Source organism: Rhodopirellula sp. J20-39, from assembly GCF_057365095.1.
On sequence record NZ_CP195123.1, the window covers coordinates 556134 to 581003 of the forward strand.

The following is a 24870-nucleotide window of genomic DNA, read 5'->3' on the forward strand; positions in this document are numbered from 1 at the left end:
GACTTTCATGTGTCCTGTGAACGATTGCTACTTCCCGGACGATGACTTAGCGGGGATCAGGTTTTGGCTTGCTGCCCAATCGAGCGCGGATTGCATGCCTTCGGTGAAGTCGGTTTGGGCGTGATAGCCCAGTTTCTCCTTTGCCTTCGCAATCGAAAAATCAAGGTTGAGGGTCAAGAACTTGATTCGAGCGTTAGTAAGCAGCGGTGCCGTCTTGGCCCCACGTAGTTTGGCGAATCCTTCGATGAATCCGACGGCACTTCGAGCAAGCCATTCAGGGACTTTCTTCGGCATCGGCAGGTTCATGTAGTTTGCGATCGCGCCAACGAATTCTTCGCGGGTAACCAATCGTTCGTCGCGGATGTTAAACGTTTCACCGATGGCTTCTTCCTTGTCGAGTGCCAGAAGAATGGCATCGACCAGGTTTCCGGCGTAGGTGTTGTTGAGGACCTTTTTGCCGTCGCCGATTAGTTTCATTTGGCCTTCGGCGAGACGTTCGATAATTCGGGGCACGACATGTCGATCGCCGGGGCCGTAAATGAATCCAGGCCGGATGATTGTGGCGGGGAAATTATGTTGTTGAATGTACTGATTCAGCAGTACTTCCGCTTCCGCTTTGGTTTGAGTGTATCCGTCCAAACCGGTCAGGTCGGGAGGCACGGTTTCGTCGGTACCATGATGATGTTCCGCTGCGTAGACGCCCAGCGAACTGATTTGGACCCAGCGTTTCAGTTGGCCTTGTTTTCGAGCGGCAATCAGCATTGCTTCGAGAGCCACCACGTTAATCGCCCGGAATTTTTCCGCCGGTCCCCAGTCGCCCACGTGAGCGGCGGTGTTGACGACGTAGTCGACACCCTCCAACGCAGCGGGCAGGCTTTCTGGGTTGGAGAGGTCCGCCTCGAACATTTCGACGTCGAGCCCCTCAAACGCGTCTCGGTTACTGGAGGACCGGACCATCGCGCGAACGGAATAACCTTCTTCGAGGGCGCGGCGGGTCAGCCAACTACCTACCATGCCGGTAGAGCCAGTGATCAGAATTTTTCCCTGTGACATGCCTATTTTTTCCATCGTCGATTGCAAGTGTTTCGGACTCCGTCGGTGTGTGCCTACTTTAGTTGCTGGGGGGCGGGGACTGAATAGTCCCTAGTCTGATTTCCTGGCTTGAATCCTGTCATCGACCCTCAACCGCGAACCCGCTAATATCAGCGGCATGCAAGAATCGCCTGTTCAAACCGCTGTCCCCACTTCGCCGGAAGTTGTGTTCCTGGGAACGGGGACGAGCGTGGGCGTTCCGTCGCTGGGGTGCGATTGCGACGTATGCACGAGTACAGATCCGAGGAATCATCGGACCCGCTGTTCAATCGTCTTTCGCTTGCCGACGGGGAATCTGTTAGTCGACACGCCGCCGGACATGAGGACGCAGTTACTTCGTGAAAAGATTTCGTTGATTCATGCGGTAATGTTCACTCACGAGCATGTCGATCACCTTTACGGTTTGGATGATTTGCGGTTGTTTCCTTTCCGGTTGGGGCATGGGATGCCCTTGTATTGTGAGCCGCAGGTGGAGGCTCGTATACGACGAGTTTACGACTATGCGTTCAGCGATCGCAAACCGACTCACCCCGGATCAACACCCCAGCTCGACATTGTTTCGATCGGGCACGAGCCATTTGAGGTGTTGGGGACGCAAGTTACGCCGATCCCGCTGAAGCATGGGCCCTATTTCGATGTGCTGGGTTTTCGTATTGGGGACTTCGCTTATTGCACAGACACCAATGAAGTTCCAGAGGCTTCGCTGGAGCGGTTGATGGGTGTCGAAACCTTGGTGATTGATGCGTTGCGGTACGCTCCTCATCCGACTCACTTTTGTGTCGACGAGGCGTTGGAGGTGATTGCGAAGGTGAAACCGAAACAAGCGTATTTCACCCACATCTGTCACGACCTCGATCATGCAAAGGCACAAGCGAAGTTGCCTGAGGGTGTGTATTTGGCTTACGACGGGTTGCGAGTCCCGCTGCCGGGGTGAAATGGAGTATTCTATGGGGCCACCAATTTGCCTCTCGCATGAAGGAACCCTCCATCTTGTCCGCCCCAGAGATTTCAGATCAGCCGCACAAATCGGCAACGATCGCCGCGCCCGGTGCTTCTCGCCTCGGCTTGGTTTTGTTCGCAATCTATACGTTGCTGTATCTTGGTTTTGTGTTCATCAATGCGTTCTCAGCTGACACGATGGATATGGTGGTCTTTGCTGGCTTGAACTTGGCGATTGTCTACGGGTTTGGTTTGATCATTGCTGCCATCTTGTTAGCGTTCATCTACGGGTTTGCGCTTCGCGGATCGGGGACTGAAGCGTCTGATCAAGCGACCACCGGCACAGGAGAGTCAGCATGATTTATGACCCTTCGTACACAGCGGTGGTGATCTTTTTTCTGTTTGTCGGTTTTACGGTTGGGCTCAGTTTCTATCTGGGAAGCAAGGCAAAGTCGTCCGCTGGATACTTCGCCGCTCACGGTCAAATTCCCTGGTTCATCAACGGGATTGCATTCGCCGGAGACTATTTGTCGGCGGCTTCGTTTCTTGGCATTTGCGGGATGATCGCCGCTTATGGCTATGACGGATTCTTGTATTCGATCGGATATTTAGCCGGTTGGATTGTGGCGTTGTTTGTAATTGCCGAGCCGATGAAGCGGCTAGGAAAGTTCACGTTCGCGGATGCCTTGGACGCCAAATTCAATTCACCGGGGATCAAAGCGGCCGCTGGAATCAGTACGCTTATCGTCAGCGTGTTTTACTTGATCCCGCAAATGGTCGGTGCGGGCGTTTTGATTCAACCTTTGCTTGGCTTCCCGCACTGGGTTGGTGTCGTGCTGGTTGGTGCGGTCGTGATCACAATTGTTGTTACCGCTGGAATGTTGTCGACAACCTGGGTGCAGTTCTTGAAGGGGTCGTTGCTGGTCGTCTTCAGCACGGTGCTTGTTTACTTTGTGTTGCAGGAAGGCTTTCGCGTCGATCGAGATTCGTTCAAGGTGATTGGTCCGCTGGCGAACACGGAGTCTCCAGATGCGATCGCCAGTGCGGCAAATCGGAAACTGTTTCAGCCAGTGAATCGAGTGGCGACGTTGAATGGTTGGGATCAGAATGAATCCTATATTCGATTTGCGTCCGATGCCGATCAAGGTTTTGATGTCTACAAAATCGAGACTCGCGACGATGGGCTTTACTTGCTTGAAAGCCAGTCCCAAACCAAGCTCAATGATGGCGGTACGTTGATCGGTGGCGTGGAAATGGGAAGGGAAGAGGGCCAGCGAACGTTGCGTCCCGGTGGTCAGTTAATTCAGTTGCCCGAGGAGTATGCCGGTCCAGATGGTTCGGCAACCGAGACCGGACCGTTGGGGCCGATCGAGTTTTTCGACGTCTTGCGTCGCAGCGAAGTGATGTTGTGGGGCAGCGATCGGCTCGAGCACTCCGACGGTTCGACGACAATGGTCTATTTTCAAAAGCCAACCGCTGGTTCGCGAGTATTGCGACCGGGCGAGCATCCACGGTTTGCGGGAATTCGTAGTGGTTCCTGGACCGATCGAATTAACTTTCTGTCGCTGATGTTGGCATTGTTTTGCGGGACGGCTTCGTTGCCCCATATTTTGATTCGCTATTACACGGTCAAAGACGGAGCGGCGGCTCGCAAGAGTACGATTGTTGGGATTGCTAGCATCGGGTTCTTCTATGTGCTGACGCTCTACCTTGGATTGGGAGCGATGGTCAGCGGGACGCTCGATGTAACCAATTCGAACATGGCCGCTCCGCTTCTCGCACGTGGGATTAGCGGTCTGCTCTTTGCGATTATTTCGGCGATTGCGTTTACGACCGTGCTCGGTACGGTGAGTGGTTTGATTCTGGCCAGCAGTGGTGCGGTTGCGCACGACTTGTTGGGCGGTGTCATGGGAATCAATTTCTCCGAAGCGAATCAGGTTCGGGTTGCCAAGTTAGCGGCTGTAGTGGTAGGTGCGATCGCGATTGTCCTAGGAATCGTGTTTCAGGGACTCAACGTCAGTTACCTGGTTGGTTGGGCATTCAGTATCGCAGCCAGTGCGAACCTGCCCGCACTCGTCATGCTGTTGTTCTGGAAACGCACGACGGCCGCTGGCATCATTGCCAGTGTTTGCGTCGGCATGTTCAGCTCGCTCGGTTGGATTCTGCTTTCGGCAGACACGTTTGGCAAGGTTTACGGCATCGATCCGTCCAGCAGCCCGATCCCGTTCAGTCAGCCTGGAATCGTGACGATTCCATTGGCATTGGTCACCTTGGTGATTGTGTCGCTTATGACTGGTAAAGAGACCGAAACTGCTTAGCGAGATGGATTGATCGTGTTGACGTTAAGCCATTGGGAACGCTATTCCCAGTGGCTTGGTGAATCAGCTAGCAAACCTCGCGAGTGATAGCAGAACGACATGGTGCGTTTGCGGCCGTCAATATTGGAGGCGTGGCAAACGAAGGTGCTTTCCAGCTCAGCTGAACATGGCTGAGTTTGAGAGATATTTGGGCTGCGTTCGGCACATGAAGTGCTGTGAACTGCAGGTGGCTACCGTTCGACCGTGATCGGAAGTCTCGTTTACCACCTTTTTATCCAACGTATTGCTAGCTCCATGACATTTTGTATCGGTATTAAAGTCCGCGAGGGCATCGTTGCCCTAGCTGACACTCGGATCGTCAAAGGCAGCGAGCAATCCAACAAGCAAAAGTTGGCTGGGCTCCAGCACGATGATGATGTGATCTTCACGATGACCAGCGGTTTGCGGTCGGTGCGTGATAAAACAGTGACCTACTTAGACGAAGTGCTGCGGAAAGATAGCGAACCGAAGCTACGGATGTACGAGTTGGTAAACCTGTTTGGTGAGCAGTTGCGGCGAGTGAAAGTTGAGGACGGTCCCTCGTTAGCCGCAACGAAACATGTCTTTAATCTCAACGCGATCATTGGCGGGCGTTTGCCCGAGGATGTTGAACCACAACTTTTCTATGTTTACCCTGAAGGGAACTGGGTAGAAGCGGCGGTGGACCTTCCGTATTTCATCATTGGTCGGACGCCCTACGGAAAGCCGATCTTGGATCGTTTGCTGACCTACGATACGCCGCTGAAAGAAGCTCTCACCCTTGCACTGTTGGCGTTTGACGCTACTCGATCTAGCGTTACTGATGTGGATTGTCCTATCGACGTTGCCGTCATGACGCCGACATGCCGTCAGCCCACCTTCCAGCGGTTCTCTGAGCCGGAACTCCATTCGGCACTACAGTGGTGGTCGCAGAGCATGACCGAAGCATTGAAGTCAACGCCGATGGAATGGGCGGACTCTCTGTTCGTATCCGCATCGTCGGATTCTTAATCCCAGCTCTGTTTTGGGACATGCGATACATCACTAGGTCAGTGGTGTGTAGCGTTGCCCGTACGCATTGTTGCCTACGCGCAATCAAACTTTTTTGGCGCGTCGCCGTCGCAAAATCGCGTTTGTATTCTGGTAGAATGTGTCGACTCGTTTTCCACCAGTTTCGACAGCAATCTACCGGCAGCCAAGATGAGTACCCTTATCCAAGACAACCGATGGTCTGTAACTGATTCCCAATTTGCGATCCGTGTCACTATTCCGGACTTGGAAGGGTTTTTTGCGAAGTTGCCAATCGTTAGTTCGGTACCTGATGCGAAAACATTAATCATCGAGCCGGGTACGGTTGCCGCGATCATCGATGATGGCTTCTTCGTTGGTCAGTTGTCCGCGGGAACCTACACGCTCGAAACCTTTCTAGAGCGGCTTCAGTTTTGGAAGAAAAAGCAGGCCACCGTCATTCTGACTCGTGCTGAAGAGGTCCCACTTGAGACCCAGATAGCACAGATCCCAACCCGTGAAGGATTTAGTGTTGATCTCGATTTTCGCTGGGCGATCCAGATTCGCGAGATCATGCAGCTTACCGCAAACTTGATGGGGGCTCGCGACGAGCTAAGCATTTCGGAGCTTAAGGGCCTGTTATCACCTATGGTGACGCAAGCCGTTTTCGCGACGATTGGGCAGCTATCGTATGACGAGACGCTGATCCCTGACTTGCCTGTCCGATTGAAAGATGGCTTGTCGCTTCATCTGGACTCCAAGTTCAATCGATACGGACTTGATCTCGTCGACGTTCACCGTGCCCAAGTTAGCAGTGACGCCGATAAGCTTGCCGAACGTCAAGGCGAGACCTGGCTGAAGTCGCGAGAGATTCGAATTCAAGAGGCTGCGATTGGCGTCGAAAACGAAGAACTACGGCTGAAGGCGGAGGCAGTAAGGAGTCGAACGGAGACACAGTCTGCCTTGCGTGACGCGATTTCGAAGGGGCAGCTTTCCGAGCTGACTAGCAAAGAAGAATTTGAAAAAGCAGTTTCCGAAATCGACAAACAGAGTTTGCTTCGCAAGGAAGAATTAGACGAACTGAAGGAAACCTTTGATCAGAACAAAGAGGATCGTTCTTCGATACGAAAGCATTTGTTGACGACGTTGGATTTGCAGCGTGAGCAAGAGATTTCAGAATTACGAGTTGAGATTGATCATGCGGTTCAGATGAAGGGGCTGCAAGCGGAAACGGAAATAATGCGACAGGCGCATAGCCAGCAAGCGGAGACATGGCAGCACGAATTTGACAAGCAACAAGCAGCGGCAAAGCATCGCCGGGAGCAAAAGTTGGAGGCTGTTCGCCAACAGTTGTCTCGCGGACGCGAAATCAAGAGACAAAAACGAGAAGACTCGTATGAGGATATCGTTCAACAACTGCGGAATGACGAAGTCCGATCGGATCTAGAGTACGCGCAGGCAAAACGTCGGAATGAGCTGGTATACTCGCAAGAAGAACTCAATACTCGATTGGCCGCTGAGAAGCTTGAGGTGCAACGGCGACAACAAGAATGGGAGCTCGAAATTGCGGATAAGAAATCGATCAGCCAATTTGATCGACTTCAAAAAATTCAGGCCATGAATGCTGAGTTTGCCGAGCGTCAGCACAAGATGCAGGTAGATCTTGAGGTGCTGAAGGAAGACGCAGTTGCCCGTCGCGAATTGGATCGAATCTCGGCAATGTCAGGCTTAAGCACCGAGGCGATGATCGCTTTGGCGGGCACAGAGAACGCGTCGCTCTTGGCCGATTTGAAAAAACATGAAGCGACTCAGGAATCGGTGAAGGCAACCTCGGCGGTAGATTCGTCAGCCGAACTGAATGAGGAACGGTTGCGAATGTACGAGCGAATGAATGAAACCGAGCGGGCCAAAGCAGATGCAATTGCGGATGCATATAAAATGGCGATGCAGTCACAACAAGGCAATGTGAACCAGATGATCGGTGGGCTGGCTCAAGCTTCGACAACGCAAGCCTGGGTTGTTCCGCAAACCTCGCCTGCACCGGTGCAAACGCCCCCGGCGCAGTCGGCACCGCCGCCTCTCACGAACTCGCGAGTATGGTTTATTTCCCTGAATGGCTCGCAATCACCGCCACTCAAAATTGAGCAGGTGCAACAATATGCGGCCAGCGGACAGTTAACGGCATCGACGATGGTATGGAGCGAAGGAATGGCTCAGTGGGCGCCCGCTCATGAGGTGCCAGCCATTGCTGCGGTATTAGGATCGTCGACACCACCACCCATGCCGCCCGGGCCTCCACCTGCCTAACGGGATGTTAGTCGATCATACGTTGCCTTCCGCTTTTCGTTTGTCTTGAGTTTTCATCGGGTTTGATGTGACTGATTCCGTTGTCGACGTGCTCCACCGTGTTATTGCTTCTCAAATGGGCGAGCATGCAACGGCGAAAGAGATCAGAACCCAGGTTGAGGTGTTGGCGGCAAGCCAAGGGCTGCCAGCGGAAACGGTCGCGTTGTTGCTGGACAGCTTTTCGGATCAGTTGGTAACAGCGCCTGAACGTCCGGATCCGGTTAACGATGAATCAACTGTGCCGCGTTTATTGGTTGAGTGGGGCGAGCTTCCGAAAGTCGGGTATCAAGTTCGGCCCGAATTTAACTTGCTGTGCCCGGCGCATTTTTCACGACCGGAAGTGACCGTTAGTATCGACAGCCAGCTTGATCATGATCCCAATGATCCCATTCGCTTGCCAACTAGCGATGAAGCAGGGTTATGGAGTTTTTGTGTGCCTTTTCGCATGACGACTCAAGGCGAAAATTGTCTGCCGGGTCAGTACATGCTGACCTTCGACTTCTATTTCCCAGGTGCACTACCGGGCACGCCGAGGTTCTTCAGGACTCGCATACGATTGAATATTGACGCCCAGAATGACGGTCAGGGCGGCATCCTGGAAATCGATGGTGATGGACAATCGATTGTGAACTTGCAGGGCTATAGCTTGAAGCAATTTTCCAAAGTTGTTTTGAAGGGAAGCCAGGATAGTGTTGTCAACTTGCAGAATTCGATTGGTGCGCAGCAGCAGCAACTACCACCGAATCACGACGTCGATAGTAAGGCTCGAACATCGTTCGAGTATCAACTGAAGGTGAACGTCGAGAGACAATCCAGACTCCCAAAGCTCGTTTCACTAGGGAAGGACCGCTATCAGGCTGATACAGCTTGTTTCTGTTTTGATTTGGGAATGCGATCGGTGATCTATGCCAAGCCACGGTTGAACTTGGGACGAAGCCGGGACAATGATATTGTTTTGCGGTTTCTGCCACGTAGTGAAGAGTTGGATCAACACTCGCGGAATGTGTCTCGAACTCATCTGACGGTGGAACTGGGCACCGAGGGAATTCAAGTTGAAGACAAATCTAGCGGCGGCGTGGAAGTGGACGGAACCGTCGTTTTACAACGAACCCTCATTCCAACGGATCATGTGGGTGAGGTCACGCCGATTCAGTTGGGGATCAGTGGAGACATTCCTAAACCGTTCCAATTGAATATGACGACATTGGGGCCGGGGTCCTATACCGATATCGGTGACGCGGATTTTTGGGATCGCGTTTCTTGCGATCTTGTTGGAGCTCATCCGTCAAGAATGTCCAAACTGGCCATCCAGCAAAAATTGGATGCCGTTCGATTTGACAGGGTAAACAATCTGGTTGGGCAGGAGACCTACCTTTGGCTTTTTCGGGAAGCATTCATTGGTGCTGCAAGGAACCAGTGCGGTATCATTATCCCCAACTCCAGCGAACCGCTGTGTGCCCGGTTGTTCTATTTGGACCGAACGTTTTGGATTGAGCCGCTAACGAATCCTTCCAGCGTCCGAGTTGATGGCGGACTGCTTGAACCAGGCACTTGGGTTGCTTTGGAGCCTGGCATGCGGGTCTCGTTCGCTGGATATGATTCCATCTTTGATTCAGCTCACCAATTGCATTTAGACTGACCAGTGGAAGCGAATTGGCGAGCTAGAGACGGCTACCTTGCGTTGAAACGTTTGTCGACAAAGCTGGGGTATAGTTTGGGAGTTCGGATTAGATCGGCTCCCCGATTCTCGATGTCTTGTGGTAACGATTGAATATCGGAGTAGACGATTTCGCAACCCACGCCGAAGTCATTCACCTTGGATCCGGCTTCAAGATATAGGCGGTTGCTCACACCGGCTGGAAGGCTGGCACCTGATTGAACATAAATGTTTTCGCCAGCGCCATTTTTGAGTGTTTGTTGCTCGCTTCGGATGTACCGGAAGTCTTTGTCTTGTTTTGTTGTTGCGATTAGTGTTCCGTTCATCTGGCTATTTCGCGGAATCGTCACGGCGAGTCCGCTGTCAAACTCAATTTCGATTGTCGACGGATATCGTGTGTCTTCAATTTCGTCTGGGACCGTTGCTGCAATTTCAGAGTCCGAAACTATTTCGAAAGTAGCTTCGAAAGGAGTTTCGCTTTGAACGAACCGAAGTTTCTTTGCGTTTGAAAATCCACGTCCTTTAATGGTTATTTGATCGCCAGCAATTCCGGTGGTCGGCGAAAATTGTTCGATCAATATGGGCTGGTCGGGATCGTTGACCAATTCGAGAAATGGTAGACGAGGCTCAGGTGGTAACTTCGGTTTGGGCGGAGTCGGTTCTGGTTGGCTTACGCCGATGCGATTTTTCATGCCGACAAACGGAGACACGCAGACCGCGACGCTTCCATCGTAGTGCCCGATTGCGATATGGAATCCCTGGGGTGAAAACACCGCCGAAACGAAAGACGAGTCCGAATACTGCCCGGGTTTGATGAAGCCATCAAAGTCCATATGGAAGCGGCGGGGGCCTTCTAGAGCGTCCCAAAAGTGAAGCGATGCAGGCGTCACCATAAACGCGTAGCTGCCTTCAGGCGTGACGCCCACGGTTTGCTTAGACGGTTGATAACGGGCATTCGGTGACGGATTGAATCCGCGTCGAGCTGAAAAGTTGGTGCGGTAGTCGCTACGCTGTCGGTTTTCAACGAGATCCCAAACGACCGTTCGATCGCGGCTGCCTACGATCAGGTTGCGAGCATCGGGGGTGATTGAGAAGTTGCTAAGGCCATGGGATTGCACCTGGAAAAATTCGCTTGAACTGTTTTTTTGTGTGTCCCAGATAGATATGCCGCCCATATTGCCGATCGCTAGCACCAGTTTCGCTTTCTCAGCCGCGCAACAAGAAACCAAATTTTGGATCATGCTTCGTTCGAAACCCTCCGGTTTGCGAGTCGGCAGATCAATCGTGTGATAACCGTCCGAAGAGCACACCGCCAACTTACTTGTACCGAGAAAGGCGATGTCCATGATCCGAGATCGGATGTCGAGGTCTGATCCTTTTAGCGTATCGATCCGTTTTCCAGTTGAGGTTTCCCACAACAGGATCTGGCCTCGCTCTGATAAACCTGCAGCAACTCTTCCATTGCTTGAGATTGTCAGTCGAACCCAAGGATGTTGTGAATCCGCCAATGTGCGTAAGTGATGGCCTTCTTTCAGGTCCCACATCTCGACCGAATTCGCTTGTTCCGCCGATCGTCCGGATGTCCCGGATAACAGAAAATTACTGTTATTCGAAAAAGCCAAGCAAGTGATCGGCGAGCTTTGGCTCGAGAATCGATAGGCAATGCCGTGTTGCGGCATTGGCAAGTCGGCATCCGCGTAGCTTGGTACAGAGTTATACGACGGCTCGTCGGCAACTGGGAGAGCTCTTACGCTATGTTGAATACTAGGCGGAACATACTTCGGCGAAGTCGCTGAGGTAATTGCTGGTGGGGTTACTGGTGCGCTTGCCGGCGGTAGCTTCGGTGGCGAAGACGGTTTGATGACAACGGGTTCGGAAACGGAAGTTGGGCCGGCAGGAGGTTTCTCAGGAAGTTTTTGAGGGGAAGGTTCAGTGGCTTTGTCGGCGGTCTTATCAACGACCACATCGGGGGTCTTGTCAGTGGCGTTTCCGATGACTTGCTCCGTCGGCTTTTCAATCGCCGCTTCACGTTCGGGTGCGCCATTAGGTTGAGGAGCTCGATCGGCGACCTTTGACAAGGATGGAAGTGACATCCATACGAACAACGCCATTAGCACAGCAACAACGCTGACGGTTAGCCAACGGATTTGTTGAGAACGTCGGAATTTCGCCTTAAACCGATTGAATTGTCTGACGATCCTGGGTGGAGCGGGCTTCTTCTTTTCAACACGGTAGCGAAGTCGATCGTCATCTTTTGGATCGATTGCTTCAGCGACGGGAATCGCATCGACAATTTCGGATGACGAGTGATATTGTTCTTCAAGCCGTTGCAGCTTTCGCAACAAGCCACGAGCACTGTTGTCGTGCGGTTTAAGTTCTAAAAAGTCTTTGACTAGATCTTGAAGACCATCGTATTGCTTGGCGTCCAACCTTTCTCGGATGGTCGTGTTCAATTCGCGGAGTTTGGCCGCGTTGTGTTGGGTTTGCTTCAGGAGTTCAGCGATTTCCTCGTGTTGCGATGGATCGGAGACTTGATTGAGGTAGTGTAAAGCCCCTTCATAATTCGACTCTGCCAGTTGTTGTTTTGCTGCGGCTAGCACTTTGTCGTATTGCTGATCGTCGCGTGCTTGTTCAGCCTTGAGTTGCTCGATCGACGACTTTGCCCAGTTGGTATAGGTCGTCAGCGCCGAGTGTTTTAGACGTACGATGGCCAACAGTCTTCGACCGACTTCGTCGTGCCGTCCAAGCTGACGAAGTTTGGCAATTCGTAGTTTCTCTTTCTCAAGCTGTTCCAAACGTCGTGTGACGGTAGCGGCGACATCCACACCGCATTTGCCACAGAATTTGGCCCATGCGTCAATCTTTTCATTGCACCCCGGACAGGATTCCGATAGCGGGTGGCCGCAACTGAGGCAAAACTCATTCTCGGATGTGTTCTGATGTCCGCACTGCGAGCATTGCCCAGGTTGAAGCACGACGTCAGCTTGCGATTGCAGTTCGTTTGCCTGGGCGGCAATGAGTGCGTCTCGGAAACCTTCGACCGTTGGATACCGCTCTTCCGGAGCGTCTTCCAACGCCTTCAGAAGTACGTCCCGAATCGTCGCTGGAATGGATTCGGACCGGATCACTCGCGGCGACTTGCCGGTTACAAGTTGATAGAAGCTAGCCGCTAAACTCCAAAGGTCGCTGCGTGCATCGACCGCACTGGAATCGCGGCGTTGTTCCGGTGGCATAAAGTCGATCGTGCCGAGAACAGCTCCCGCTTGAGTATGTTCTGCTTCAGAAAGCTCTAACCGGGCTAAGCCAAAGTCAGTTAATTTGGGAACACCGTCCGGGGTCAGCAAGATGTTAGCCGGCTTGATGTCACGGTGAATAATGCCGTTGCGGTGCGCAAGTGCTAAGCTCCCGCAAATCTGAACGATGAGATCAATAGCCTCATCAACATCCATTTTTCCTTTCGATCGCATCCGATCTGAAAGACTGCCACCGCTGACCAATTCCATGACAATGAAAAATCCATCGTCATCGCGACCAAAGTCATAGACTTGAACGACGTTGAAGTGATTAAGAGCTGCGACGGCGCGAGCCTCGCTCTGAAATCGTTGGATGGCTCTTTGGCTTTCTGCCAACCCGGCACGCAATCGCTTGATTGCGACTAAGCGTTGTAGTCGTCGGTCGTTAGCCTTGAGGACTTCACCCATTCCTCCGCGACCGAGCTCACCGACGATTTCATATCGAGCCGCAAAGTTGACGAACTCAACATCAACTTGTTTTTCAAAACCGTCAACGTTGGCTAATGATTGGTCCCGGTCCAGACCCGTCGTTATTTCATCGCCTAGGCTGCCGTCGGTCGGGTCAGGTTGTCGTTTTGACGAATCGAAAGTACGAGCGTCGTCGAGACTGTCCATGCTGATGGCGAAAGTACGGAGGCAATGATGAAGCTGGAATCATGAGAGGGGACCCATGATACCAAAAATTGGTGCCCTTCATGATTGCGTCAAGCATCATCGCGGTTGGCGTGATTGCCCCGCCAAAAAAAGGCGGTGAGGAGGTTAGGGTGAGTCGCGGAGCCTGGGGGACGGAGTGACTGTGATCGGCCTTCGAACTCCTCCGATTTGCCGTTCAGTCCAAGATTTCGTGCAATTCGCCTCGTTCGCGAAAAGTCATTCTGTTGCAGTTGCCTAGGAAGGTACCTAACGGAATGGACAAGACAAAAGTGAAAGCCAATCAGAGCGAGCGGTAATCTGCGTTCTCGGATAGCAAGTTGATTGGCGAACCGACCGAACCTTCTCGGTACATGACAGCGTTTCAATTAAGTACGTATTTCCCAACGCGGTTCGGCTGTTATTCAGCCGAACCGATTACGTCTTATCCGAAGGCGCAGTTCCTCGGGAACTCAAAGTCACACTTGAAGTTTGCGATCTTGGCAATGCGATCGAAGAGCTTATTCGCCTTTGCTTTGGGCGTCTGCTATGGCAGAGTCTTGGGCTTCGATCGCTGCCCAATCAACGTCGTCGGGTGCCGTCAGTTTTTGCGCGTCACTGCCGTTTGGCGAACATGCCGGCAACGCTAGCAAGCCGAATGCGAAACACAGTGCTGAAATCGTTTTGAGAGTGCTCATTGTTTAAAATCCTTCGATGGGTTCTTTCGAGCCAATTGATCCTAGCGATCCCCACAATCCATAAGGGCTCTTTTGCCCAACGTTGCCGTAGTTTTTTGAGATGCTCTTTGCATTTCGATTTCCGGCCTCGATAGAATCCGTGATGAACTTCACTGCACCATCGGCCATTAACACATGCACGCCGCCTTGGTGATGACTGGCGGCACTGAAAACGCCAGATTGCCATGAGGTTCCCCACTGCATCGCGCACGTGGGTGAATTCGGCGGTAAGACGGTGTTCATGCCGCTGACCATCAAGTGATAGCTCCACCAGCGACCGCCACGCGAGGTTCCACCGCTGTCCCACAGCGTAACACCGCTTTCGATAAACTGAGGTCGGTTTGGATCGATGACATCGGTGCAAACAGAAAGGTCCGATCCCATTGCATCGTCATTTGGGAAGTAGCTGCGGTCGACAACGGAACCTCCCACGCTGCGGTCCCCCAAGTCGGTTTTGATCTCAGCCATCGCGATGGTATTGGACAAACCATCTAGTATGTCCCGGAATTTGCGTGGGTCATCGCGTTGAAACACGCCTCGAAAAGCACCGCGATCAGCCCACTGGCTCGATGGCGCGTAACCTACACGCAAAGTCGCGTCGCCATGACAGAATGCGTAGTTGATCATACCAGTACCAAGTGGCGACATTCCCGGGTCTGAGGGACATCGCATGGTCGGGGCCTGCATCTGATAAGGGTCGTATTCGTTCAAATCAAGCCAGGGACGTGGGCCAAAGGGAGGCCACGAGCCATTGGCAGTTGTGTCCGATGGCGTTTCGCCGGCCTCCGGCTTCAATGGATTGGACATCATTTCCCACAACGCTTGCTGTTCTATAAATGGCAACATGCCAATGTAAGCACTGAGTTGATTTTGAGCGGGTAACAGTGGACCGGTACCGTTGGGAGGTAAACGATTGTAGGCCCCGTGATAGTTGTGAAGCGATAAACCAAGCTGTTTAAAATTGTTGCTGCACGACATTCGACGCGCTGCTTCACGTGCCGCTTGCACCGCCGGCAATAGCAAGCCTACTAAGACTCCGATAATCGCGATGACGACCAGCAACTCAACGAGCGTAAATGCCCCACGTTTCTTGTGCATTCTCACAATACATATCCCTTGATGAGTAGAAAAACGATGAGCCAACGGTGAACTAGGTCATTGAATTGCTTTTTCGCTTTCAGTTAAAAATTGATCGCAACCTGATGCAATAACGAGGGAGCCGTCAGGGTGCAATTCTTTATGCCGAAACATGAACTAATGTGAAGAACGCAACTTCAATTGCCTGTACCGAGAGAAAAACGACGGAGAATGTCGTGCCCACACACATCGAAGAGGGGGAGGGGGCGATTTTTGGACATCGTTTTTGACGAATCTTCAAAAATGTTGTTTTTGATGTCCAAAAAGCGGGGACTGCGACTCTGTATTTCGTGTTGGTTCAGTGGCCACGATTGTCCACTCAACCTGTCAAAAGTGCCTGCTAGTGATAACAGAGATACGATGAACAATATTCAGATTGGACGACGAGGATTTTTAAGAGTAGTTGGCGGAGTCGGCGTGTTGTCAGCGACGGCGCCCGGATACGCACTTGGCCGCGAAGCCGATTTGGCTGCCACAGATCTGTCTGCCGAAGGCGTGTTGGTGGAGGCGAGTCAATTCGACAGCTTTGGCGGATGGAAGTTGGATACTCAACATTACCAGCAAATGGGCGGTTGCTATTTGTTGGCCCACGGCATGGGTAACCCGGTTGAGAACGCAAGTACAACGATCGCACTCCCGGAAGCTGGCATCTGGAATGTTTGGGTAAGAACTCGCGATTGGTGCCAAGGACAATGGAAATCACCGGGACGGTTCCGTGTCAGTATCAATGACAACAAGTTGGATTCTGAATTTGGAACTGAAAGTACCGCGTGGCATTGGCAGCGAGGCGGCACAGTTCAAATCGACGACCCAGCCAAAGTGAAAATTCAGTTGTCTGACTTGACCGGGTTTGATGGTCGTTGCGACGCGATCTTCTTTTCTAAATCAACGACGCCTGCGTTACCAACCGATGATGCTGGTGAACTGGTGAAGTGGAAGGATCAAGTGTCTGGCCGAACGTCTTGGAAGGTGGAAGAGAGCGAGTTCGATCTTGTCGTTGTTGGGGGCGGAATTTCAGGTTGTGGGGCAGCGTTGGCTGCAAGATCTCAAGGGCTGAAGGTGGCATTGATCCAAGACCGCCCCATCTTCGGAGGCAACGCTTCTGAAGAAATTCGCGTTCATACGCTGGGTATCCACGGACGCGCCGGAGGAATTCTTCAGCAAATTGACACCGCACACTATCCCAACGGAAGCGAACTCGCACGCAAGGACCAGAGAAAACGCGAAGCCGCGATGGCGGCGTCTGGTGTCGAACTCTTTTCCGGTCACATCGCGTGCGGGCTGTCCAAAGACAATGGACGGATTGAAAGTGTCGAAGCAAGAGAAGTAGCAACGGGGCGCATTCGTCGTTTTATCGCACCCGTCTTTGTGGACGCGACCGGAGACGGTTGGCTGGGGTACTGGGCCGGTGCAGAATACCGGGTTGGACGGGAGTCGCATTCTGAATTTGGCGAAGAGTGGCCCAAACACGGTGATCTTTGGAGTCCAGAGATCGCCGATCAACGGGTGATGGGAACGTCTGTCCTTTGGAACGCCGAAAAGACCACCCAACGAAGCATCTTTCCCGAGGTTCCTTGGGCAATGCCTGTTGCCAAGGATCACGAAGCGACGCAAGGAGAATGGTACTGGGAATATTCAGACAATGATCTCGATCAAGTGGAAGACGCTGAGATCATCCGGGATCATATGTTGCGGGCTATCTATGGCTCATTCTCAAACGCAAAGAAGCATCCCAAGAACGCACCGTGGGCCTTGAAATGGGTGTCCTTTGTCGGTGGTAAACGTGAATCTCGACGGTTGATGGGCGACCATATTTACACGATGAAAGATGCCGCTGAACGACGTTCTTTCGAAGATGCGGTGGTGGTGGAAACTCGAGAAATCGACTCTCACTATCAACAAATCCTCAAAGGACACTCGGTCGACTTCTTATCCAAAGCGTTGTTCTACAAAACTGGTGGTGAATACTTTGTGCCATTCCGCAGTCTGTATTCGAAAGACATCGATAACCTGATGATGGCCGGTCGATGTTTCAGTTGCTCGCACATCGGATTGGCTGGGCCCCGCGTCATGAATACCTGTGGTCAGATGGGAGTCGCAACCGGATACGCTGCCTCGCTATGCAAAACTCATCAGGCTACGCCTCGCGAAGTAGGGCAAAAGCACATTCAAGAATTGCGTAGCCTGATCGGCTTCGAGGTTCAATCAACCTGATGAGACATTGGGTTAACCTTGCCTTGCTGTTTGTGTTTGCCACCCTGGTTGCGACTGGGGTGTCCGCATTCCTGCTGCCGTTTTCGCAAACGAACACGCGGTTGCATGTGGTGTCCGGCGTCGTATGCACTGCGCTGATCGCAAAGCACGTGTTGAGCCGGATCGGGTATATCCGTTCGGTATTCACAAGCCAGTCCAAAGTGCTCGGCCAGGTTCGCAAGGTCAGTGTGGTCCTCTTTTGGGCTGTTGTTTTGGTTGCGTCGATCAAGGCACTACCGCCCACCACTTGGCTCATGAACCAAAGTTATGAAACTCGCCAGCGAATGCAGATTGTCCGCGGATCGTCGTTGGTCGGGTTTGGCCAAGCAACACCGCACCGCCGAATCGTTGTCCGGAAACCTAAACGGGATTCCGACGCGATGCTATCGATTCACCTGGGCTTTTCGCCATGGCTCGACAAACTTCCCGCGTCGGCGGTATGGGTCGAATCAACGACTGGGACGATGATTGAAACGCTCTACTTGGACGAAGCATTGGCATACAGCGACGAAATCGACAGCATCGATGATCCGCTTCGTCGCGGCGATGTACTACCGATCTGGCGACACGCCTATACCGCCGTATCAGGAATTTCGCCCGATGGTGAAGCGGATGGGGTGACGGGAGCGACCCAGAATCATAGCTTTGAGATGGATCAATATTTGCAACTTGGACAAGATAATCAGTTTGTTGTTTGCGTGGAAATTAACTTGTCCGGAGACTCGAACGAGGCATGGAGTGACGGCGAATGGGGACAGCCTTCGCTGCTGTACACGGCCTTGATCAAAGTCGACAGCGAGAATCCTCACGCGATCCTGGAATTGACCGGACATGGAGGTGGTTCCCAAAGCGACGGGAATGTTCGCTACGACCTTGAGACGATCACGACGGCTCGCAGTTTGGTAGATATCTTTCTGGCTAAACTGGATCTGCCTCGTCGAGAGACCCCCATAGGTCGCGAAAGAGAGTTGCACGCGCACACGTATCCTGCCGGAACCCCATCTGACATTCATGAATGACCGTAACGAGGAAACCACCGAATTTGTGCAGTTGCTCACGGAGTCTCAACGCATGCTCTTTCATTACATTCATTCGTTGATTCCACACCGCAATGATGCGGATGAGGTTCTGCAGGAAACAAACTTGGTGCTTTGGAGAGAATATCACCAGTTCCAACGAGGCACCAATTTTAGAGCGTGGGCATGTACTGTGGCACTGAATCAGGTGCGAGCCTTCACTTCGAAGCGACGTGCCAAACGCCCGTTTTTTGATACAGAGATCATGATGCTGATTTCAGAAAGACAGCAAGCGAAGTCGGCCTATTTCGAAAGCCGATTGGATGCGTTGGAGCAATGTGTCAAGAAACTGCCTCAACGCAAACGTAGGTTTGTTGACCAACGCTATCGAGTTGGATTTTCCATCGAGGCCATAGCCAAAGAGATGGGCGCAAGTGTGGACGCCGCTTACAAGACACTACGCCGGATTCGCACAACACTGCACGATTGCGTCGATCGCACGCTTTCCCAAGAAGGACATGGCAAACATGAATGATCATGAACGATACGAACGACTGCGAGACCTCTACTTGGACGGTCTCGCTTCCCAGTCGGATGTGGACGCATTGCATCAGCTTTTGAAGTCGTCCGATGAGTTGCTCGACGACTATGTCGAACACGCTCATCAAGACGCGGCTTTGTTGTGGAATGAATCGGCGGAAAATACACCGTCATCGCCGAAAGTGTTACCGGCATCGAAGTTGAATTCATTGTTTTGGCGGTATGGACCATTGTTAGCGGCGACTTTGTTGTTTGCCGCTTCGATCGGATGGGAATGGATACACTCTGAACCAAAACCCGTCGCCACGATTCTGTCGTCGACAAATTGCCAATGGGGCACTGGAACCTTACCCACCTCGGTTGGTCAAAAGTTGCCGTCGGGCCGCTTGCGGTTGATTTCTGGCATCGCTGAGTTGCAGTTCCCACGTGTGACTGTATCGATGGAGGGACCTGTCGACATCGAGCTTATTTCAGCGGAACGCTGCCGCCTGCATTCGGGAAGCATCGTTGGATCCGTTAGCAAGGGTGGTGAAGGCTTCGTTGTAGAGACGCCTCGTGCAGAGATCGTCGATGGTGGCACCAAGTTTGGCGTCTTTGTCGACAAAGTGGGCGACGCCCGCCTTGATGTGTTAGAAGGCGCCACCGATAAAAAGCACTTTGGCGAGAGCCAACAACGGCCCGTCGATGCTTCTAGCCAGACGTCTCCAGCCAAGAGTATTGGTTCTGAACTAAAACCGACATCCGAGGGGAAGTCAGAAAAGGATAAGAGATTCAACAGAGACGACTTGCCCCGCAGTTCGCCCGACAATGTGATTCACGTCAGTTCAGCGTTTGGAAACGGAGATGAAGGCGATGTCACGACGGGACCCAGGCAAGAGGGTGAGGAGTTCCCTCGTCCAGAACACGTTTTGCTTGTAAAACACTCCGAAGAGGGCCAGGAATGGAATAGGAAGGCATTCATCCGGTTTGACTTGACTAACGTCGACTCGCCGGACTTGTCACGAGTCGATTTAAGATTGGAAGGGATTGCGACCGGTATGGGATACACGTCGTTAGTACCTGACGCCACCTTCCATATTTATGGGATCAAGCCCGAGTTCAACATTGATTGGAGTTCGCAAACGCTTAACCGAAATAATTTCCCTGGTCGCCTCGAGAAAACACACAGGCTGGATCCAGACAAGGTGCAATTGCTTGGGCAGTTTGTCATCCCGCAATCGCAACCTCAGGGACAGTTTATGGTTACCGATCCTCGATTGCAAAACTTCATTCAAGAAGGTTTGGGAGGAAGCGTGACGCTTGCTGTGACTCGCGTAACACCGGCTGCACCTGCAAAAAGCTATGTCCATGGATTCGCCAGTCGTACTCATCCCACGGCCAGCCCTCCGACTTTACGGCTTCAGGTGAAAAAGGATGCTGACGAATGAGGAGACCCAGGTCAGATTTCCTGGTCGCTCACGCCAGTTGATACGATGGCATTAAGCCTGTACCCTGCTAGCTGTTCCTAAAGTTGCGTTCGCGCGCCCGTTAAAAATTCCCGGCCCGAAGTATCGCCAAAAGGTTATTCAGGCTGCAGTTCCTCTTTCGATCGTCAGGGGTAATTTTGAATGGAAAGCAGAGGACAGATGGTGCTGCTTTTAATCTGGTCCCGCGCGAATCATGCCTTCTAAAGGCTTCGTATTCATGATCGACATCTCCTGGCGGGCACCTCCTGGCGGAACGAGTGGTCGTAGTAAAATTCAAAGTTGTTTGTATCCCCGTGAAAATGTCGCAAACCGGCGGCTCGGATTGCTTCATTTAATATGCGATACGGAGTCAATGCTCTCGCCGATTGTAAAACTTGCCCACCTTCAGTCGATTGGTGAGAGCTGATCCTGTTCAGCCAGGAAATCCTCAACAGATTTGCCGTTGATTGTCTCGAGCGTCTTTACTCGCCGCAGCGGTTCATAGTTTTCAATGAAGGTACGTTGCAGGTGGATGGATTTCAGTGGTACCTCTTCCAAAGGCGACAAGTCGCTGACCGCTACGAGTGAAAGATTGAGTTCGTGTAGCGGCAACTCAGCGATTGGTCGTAAGTCTGCGAGTGGTGTTCCGCCAATGCTTAGACTCTCAATCGCCAAACCATTCAAAGGCGAAAGATCGTAGAGGCCTGGACCTCCGATGTTATTGATCGCGGCCATTGATAGTTTAGTCATGGGTAACACACGAAATGGCGACAAGTCACGCAACTTGCCTCCAGACCAGATCTTCAGCAATCCGTTTTCGAACGAGATGCGTTGATCACCAGGTTGGATGCCGTCAGCCGTGAAACCTCCCATTTCGTAATCTGGATTGAGTTTAGCGAGCCGAGGAGCGATCCAACTGAAGATCTCCGTTGGAGAAAGCGATGGAGAGATCTTGGCGAACTCGTCGAATTCCGATCGCATCGCCGCACGCTGCACAAGGAATTCATCTTTGGGAATCCCGTTGATCGTTTTTAACGAGTCGATCTCGGCAAATACTGTGTCGGCGGCGGTGTTGTACAGCACCACCTCCGCATCCAGTTGTTTCAATTGGAGCTCACGCAACGGCGTGAAATCAGTCACACTTGATCCGCGAATATCGAGCGACCGCAAGGACTTAATCACCTGAAGCGGCCAGATCTGGTGAACGGACCATGCATCGATAATGCAATGTGTGGGCTGCGGTCCTTTGGGCGATAGCTCGACAGCCAACTTGGCCGAACGGGTTACCTCAACACCGTGATTCGCTAACTCAGCAATCTTCGCTACGACGGCGTTAACGCGAAACTGTGTTGGTAGTTTTTCCGCGGAGTCAAGAAACTCTTTCGTTTCGTCCGGCGTCGAAATCATCAGGCCGCGCTGCGCTCGCATACTTTCGGGTAGTGACTTGATCGGTGTGGCATCACGGAGTTTTCTCTGATCGATGAAAAAGCGATTGACCGGCTGACCATTGATTATTAGTTGATCCCCGAAGCTACGGACCAGCGCCTCGTGCTCGGGAGCGTAGTCCAGCGTCAACGATGTTAGTGGCATACCTCGGATCAGTTCCAAGTCCGTCAGTGGCTTGGGAACGGGGCCCCAATTATTCCAGCGGTATTGGTCTGAAGCGTGTCTACCAAGTTGAATACTTAAGACTTCGAGCGGCATGCCCTTGAGTACGGAAATGTCTCGGATGGGCGTTTCGTTCACGTTCAAACTTTCCAACGCGAGGCCTCGCAGTGCGTCCAGGTTCTCGACTGGACACCCTGGAATACTCAGTCTTCGCAGAGATTCCTGTGCGATTGGCTCGATGTCGGAAACCGGATTGGAAAAAACGTGACACTCACGGATTGCAATCCCACGCAGTGGACTCAAATCATCCACCGCACAGGAAGTTAAAGACAAATATTCTAATTCGGGTTGGGCAATCGGAGCCAGATCAGCAACCATCGATCGTAGCGAAACCGAATGGAGTGGGAGGCCTTTCAAAGGCGACAAATCAAATAACTCGCCGTCTCCAGAAACATCAAGTCTCGAGAAAGAGAGGACTCGAAGTGGCGAGAGATCGCGCAACCCACTGCAAAAGCGGGCATGCACAAAATAGCCGCCCTCTTGTTTCACATATCCAATCAAATCCTGAGAGGACACGCCTTGCGTGACCAGTCGAACAGGGCTTCCGGGATTCAGTCGCGTCAACATCTGATTGACCCAATCGACAACGGGTTCGGTTGGCAAAGACTTTGCGGCTGCTGCAAAGTCGTCAATTTCTGTCCGCAATGCCGCGCGATTGGAAAGGTATTCCTGAGCAGGTTGCGAGTTGATCGTTTTCAGGGTCTTGATTGATCCCAGTTGGGCATCGGTGCGCGGATTGTAAACAGCCGTACTGACCTGGATAGTTTCCAGAGGCAATTTTTGAATCGCCCCAAAGTCCGTCACGCTGGCTTTGGCAACATCGATCGACCGAAGGGAATCTATTGCCATCAACGGCCAAAGATGACGAAACCCTGGTGCAACGATCTTGACCGTGGAAATATCATCATTGAACTCGACTGAGCCCCCGAACTTGAAATGGGATTTGAGCTCAGCCTCGACCGCTTTGACGCGGAGCTTCGGTTTAAGTGATTTCCATGTGGCGATCTTCTCGCGTTGTTCTCGCGTCAACTCAATCTTTTCGACGTCCACTGGATCCCTCGGCTTGCCGCTGTCGGCGACGTCCGCTGGTGACTCCCACCAGACCTCAATCGTTTGCGTCTCGCCGTTGCGGATCACAAATCGGTTGGTTTCCATCTTCAGACCGTCGGAGGAATCGAGCACAAAGCGGTACTCCCCTTCGGGTAAAAGACTTGGCTTTGAATCGTCATACCGAACATTCACCTGTTTGCCAGTCTTCGTGTTTTCAACGGTGAACGCACCTTGTTTGAAGTGGGTTGAAAAGTCTTCCCCGGTTGTCTTGATCACCAACGTACCGTTGGGCGTTTCGATTTTGAACAGTGCACCGTTGGCCCACAGAAAACCGAAAAACAGCAAGCCAACCAACGCTCCAGCACCGATGCCTGTGCGAACCCATGGTGGGGCGACGGCAGTGGCCAGTGCTGGAAACCTCGTTTTGTTGCCGCTTTTCGCGGAGGCTGATTTAGCCATCAAGCGAACTTCGATGTCGGCCAGACGATCGGAGACTTCCTGTGCTGACTGCGGGCGCAGCTTCCGGATCCTTGGAAAGCAATTGCATCATCAAATCGGCAAATTCACTATCCGTATCTGGGCGGCGTTGCTGAATCGACTCGGGCTCAGCCTTGGCGACTTCCATCAATACGGCGGTAACGTTCTTTCCGCGAAAAGGTGACTCGCCGCTGACCATGCGATAGAGCACACTCCCCAGACTAAAAAGATCACAGCGGTGATCGACGTCCTCGCCCAACGCCTGTTCGGGAGCCATGTAACGTGGTGTTCCAATGACCTGTCCCGTTCGGGTGAAATTCGTGTCTCGCTCGATCTCACGGGCCAGTCCAAAATCGAGAATCTTGACGCGAGCGTCGCCATCGACGAGCCACAGATTGTCTGGTTTGATGTCACGATGAACGAGGTTGTTGCGGTGTGCAGCGGAGAGACCTTCTGCAATCTGACGGCCAATACGGACAGCATTTAGTTCGTCAAATGTTCCTTCGCGGCTCAACGTCACCGCCATCGATTCACCTTTCAGTAGCGGCATTGCGATGAAGGGAACACCTCGATCTTGTCCGACCTGATAGATGGCGACAATGTTCTCGTGTTCAACTGCCGCAGCCGCTTGCGCTTCACGCATAAAACGATCGGCTATACCGGCATGGTGGGCACCGCCGGGTTTAATCACCTTTAAGGCCACCATTCGTCGCAGCTCGATGTCTTCGGCGCGGAACACCATCCCCATTCCGCCCGTCCCTAGAACTTCGAGTACCCGATAGCCGCCCAAGCGTCCCAGTTCCGTCGGACTCTCCGCATCACGTAGCAAGCCGCCTAACGCAGAATCGTCTGAACCGTTGACCGTAAAGAATCCGGTTTCGGCAGAAGTCTCGGCCGTGTTAGATGCCTCTCTCTCGTCGGCTGTTTCTGTACCGGCATTGGCGTGGTGCGTCTGAATCCGTTGAATCAATTCATCGACGACAACTGCGTATTCGTCAGACCCGACATCCGAATCGGTACAAGCAACCGTAAATTCGTCCACCGGGCTCAGCGTGTCCGCAAGGGCGCCACAGGATTCGCATACCTCGAGATGATTTTCGATCAATTCCGAATCTTCGGGACTCAACTGGCCACGTACATAGTGCCCTAGCGCATTTTGGTCGAGGCAGTCTTTAACAGGCATAGCATCACTTTAGGTAGAGGACGTGGCCCAGAGATCGTCGTCTGGTACTGGATCACCCGAGCG

General features: G+C 52.4%; 16 protein-coding genes. 10 read left to right on the forward strand and 6 right to left on the reverse strand.

The window, feature by feature from the left end:
- Positions 1-27: 27 nt before the first annotated feature.
- Positions 28-1053, reverse strand: coding sequence for an NAD-dependent epimerase/dehydratase family protein (locus tag ACR3ZL_RS01870; protein ID WP_473649581.1), 1026 nt, complete (start codon positions 1051-1053; stop codon positions 28-30).
- 157 nt (positions 1054-1210) lie between these two features.
- Here ACR3ZL_RS01870 and ACR3ZL_RS01875 point away from each other — a divergent pair, with 157 nt between their 5' ends.
- From ACR3ZL_RS01875 to ACR3ZL_RS01900, 6 genes are all read left to right on the forward strand, one after another.
- Positions 1211-2026 carry an MBL fold metallo-hydrolase gene (locus tag ACR3ZL_RS01875; RefSeq protein WP_473649580.1) on the forward strand — a complete coding sequence of 272 codons (816 nt, stop codon included), beginning with the start codon at positions 1211-1213 and terminating at the stop codon, positions 2024-2026.
- Positions 2027-2064: 38 nt separating this feature from the next.
- A complete protein-coding gene (locus ACR3ZL_RS01880) occupies positions 2065-2391 on the forward strand; it encodes a DUF485 domain-containing protein (RefSeq protein ID WP_473649579.1) in 327 nt (108 codons plus the stop codon).
- Positions 2388-4349, forward strand: coding sequence for a sodium/solute symporter (locus ACR3ZL_RS01885; RefSeq protein ID WP_473649578.1), 1962 nt, complete (start codon positions 2388-2390; stop codon positions 4347-4349). The genes ACR3ZL_RS01880 and ACR3ZL_RS01885 overlap by 4 nt, the downstream gene beginning before the upstream one ends.
- Before the next feature lie 294 nt (positions 4350-4643).
- On the forward strand, positions 4644-5378 hold the full coding sequence (locus ACR3ZL_RS01890; protein WP_473649577.1) for a proteasome-type protease: 735 nt from the start codon (positions 4644-4646) through the stop codon (positions 5376-5378).
- A 189-nt stretch (positions 5379-5567) separates the two neighbouring features.
- A complete protein-coding gene (locus ACR3ZL_RS01895; RefSeq protein WP_473649576.1) occupies positions 5568-7682 on the forward strand; it encodes a DUF4339 domain-containing protein in 2115 nt (704 codons plus the stop codon).
- A gap of 67 nt (positions 7683-7749) precedes the next feature.
- Positions 7750-9360, forward strand: coding sequence for an FHA domain-containing protein (locus ACR3ZL_RS01900; RefSeq protein ID WP_473649575.1), 1611 nt, complete (start codon positions 7750-7752; stop codon positions 9358-9360).
- A 32-nt stretch (positions 9361-9392) separates the two neighbouring features.
- Here ACR3ZL_RS01900 and ACR3ZL_RS01905 read toward each other — a convergent pair whose 3' ends face one another.
- From ACR3ZL_RS01905 to ACR3ZL_RS01915, 3 genes are all read right to left on the reverse strand, one after another.
- The gene (locus tag ACR3ZL_RS01905; RefSeq protein ID WP_473649574.1) at positions 9393-13286 is read right to left on the reverse strand and encodes a protein kinase domain-containing protein; all 3894 of its coding nucleotides are present in this window, start codon (positions 13284-13286) and stop codon (positions 9393-9395) included.
- Between the two features lie 536 nt (positions 13287-13822).
- Positions 13823-13999 carry a hypothetical protein gene (locus tag ACR3ZL_RS01910; protein WP_473649573.1) on the reverse strand — a complete coding sequence of 59 codons (177 nt, stop codon included), beginning with the start codon at positions 13997-13999 and terminating at the stop codon, positions 13823-13825.
- A gap of 3 nt (positions 14000-14002) precedes the next feature.
- Positions 14003-15136, reverse strand: coding sequence for a DUF1559 family PulG-like putative transporter (locus ACR3ZL_RS01915; protein WP_473649572.1), 1134 nt, complete (start codon positions 15134-15136; stop codon positions 14003-14005).
- A gap of 399 nt (positions 15137-15535) precedes the next feature.
- Between ACR3ZL_RS01915 and ACR3ZL_RS01920 the strand changes: the two genes are divergently transcribed.
- The 4 genes from ACR3ZL_RS01920 to ACR3ZL_RS01935 are packed head-to-tail and all read left to right on the forward strand — an operon-like array spanning position 15536 to position 20411.
- A complete protein-coding gene (locus tag ACR3ZL_RS01920; protein ID WP_473649571.1) occupies positions 15536-17389 on the forward strand; it encodes an FAD-dependent oxidoreductase in 1854 nt (617 codons plus the stop codon).
- Positions 17389-18447: a hypothetical protein gene (locus ACR3ZL_RS01925; protein ID WP_473649570.1), complete on the forward strand. Its 1059-nt coding sequence runs from the start codon at positions 17389-17391 to the stop codon at positions 18445-18447. The genes ACR3ZL_RS01920 and ACR3ZL_RS01925 overlap by 1 nt, the downstream gene beginning before the upstream one ends.
- Positions 18440-18979, forward strand: coding sequence for a sigma-70 family RNA polymerase sigma factor (locus ACR3ZL_RS01930; protein ID WP_473649569.1), 540 nt, complete (start codon positions 18440-18442; stop codon positions 18977-18979). The genes ACR3ZL_RS01925 and ACR3ZL_RS01930 overlap by 8 nt, the downstream gene beginning before the upstream one ends.
- Positions 18972-20411: a FecR family protein gene (locus ACR3ZL_RS01935; protein WP_473649568.1), complete on the forward strand. Its 1440-nt coding sequence runs from the start codon at positions 18972-18974 to the stop codon at positions 20409-20411. Before ACR3ZL_RS01930 ends, ACR3ZL_RS01935 begins: the two co-directional genes overlap by 8 nt.
- Positions 20412-20834: 423 nt before the next feature.
- On the opposite strand, the gene ACR3ZL_RS01940 is transcribed toward ACR3ZL_RS01935, so the two are convergent.
- Both ACR3ZL_RS01940 and ACR3ZL_RS01945 read right to left on the reverse strand, forming a co-directional pair.
- Positions 20835-23606 (reverse strand): hypothetical protein, encoded by a 2772-nt coding sequence (locus tag ACR3ZL_RS01940; RefSeq protein WP_486173172.1) that lies wholly within the window; start codon positions 23604-23606, stop codon positions 20835-20837.
- On the reverse strand, positions 23599-24807 hold the full coding sequence (locus ACR3ZL_RS01945; RefSeq protein ID WP_486173173.1) for a protein kinase domain-containing protein: 1209 nt from the start codon (positions 24805-24807) through the stop codon (positions 23599-23601). Before ACR3ZL_RS01945 ends, ACR3ZL_RS01940 begins: the two co-directional genes overlap by 8 nt.
- Positions 24808-24870 lie beyond the last annotated feature (63 nt).

Coding starts and splice junctions, on each gene's coding strand:
- ACR3ZL_RS01870 (WP_473649581.1), bottom strand. CDS start 1,053: ATGTCACAGGGAAAAATTCTGATCACTGGCTCTACCGGCATGGTAGGT.
- ACR3ZL_RS01875 (WP_473649580.1), top strand. CDS start 1,211: ATGCAAGAATCGCCTGTTCAAACCGCTGTCCCCACTTCGCCGGAAGTT.
- ACR3ZL_RS01880 (WP_473649579.1), top strand. CDS start 2,065: ATGAAGGAACCCTCCATCTTGTCCGCCCCAGAGATTTCAGATCAGCCG.
- ACR3ZL_RS01885 (WP_473649578.1), top strand. CDS start 2,388: ATGATTTATGACCCTTCGTACACAGCGGTGGTGATCTTTTTTCTGTTT.
- ACR3ZL_RS01890 (WP_473649577.1), top strand. CDS start 4,644: ATGACATTTTGTATCGGTATTAAAGTCCGCGAGGGCATCGTTGCCCTA.
- ACR3ZL_RS01895 (WP_473649576.1), top strand. CDS start 5,568: ATGAGTACCCTTATCCAAGACAACCGATGGTCTGTAACTGATTCCCAA.
- ACR3ZL_RS01905 (WP_473649574.1), bottom strand. CDS start 13,286: ATGGACAGTCTCGACGACGCTCGTACTTTCGATTCGTCAAAACGACAA.
- ACR3ZL_RS01910 (WP_473649573.1), bottom strand. CDS start 13,999: ATGAGCACTCTCAAAACGATTTCAGCACTGTGTTTCGCATTCGGCTTG.
- ACR3ZL_RS01915 (WP_473649572.1), bottom strand. CDS start 15,136: ATGCACAAGAAACGTGGGGCATTTACGCTCGTTGAGTTGCTGGTCGTC.
- ACR3ZL_RS01920 (WP_473649571.1), top strand. CDS start 15,536: ATGAACAATATTCAGATTGGACGACGAGGATTTTTAAGAGTAGTTGGC.
- ACR3ZL_RS01925 (WP_473649570.1), top strand. CDS start 17,389: ATGAGACATTGGGTTAACCTTGCCTTGCTGTTTGTGTTTGCCACCCTG.
- ACR3ZL_RS01930 (WP_473649569.1), top strand. CDS start 18,440: ATGAATGACCGTAACGAGGAAACCACCGAATTTGTGCAGTTGCTCACG.
- ACR3ZL_RS01935 (WP_473649568.1), top strand. CDS start 18,972: ATGAATGATCATGAACGATACGAACGACTGCGAGACCTCTACTTGGAC.
- ACR3ZL_RS01940 (WP_486173172.1), bottom strand. CDS start 23,606: ATGGCTAAATCAGCCTCCGCGAAAAGCGGCAACAAAACGAGGTTTCCA.
- ACR3ZL_RS01945 (WP_486173173.1), bottom strand. CDS start 24,807: ATGCCTGTTAAAGACTGCCTCGACCAAAATGCGCTAGGGCACTATGTA.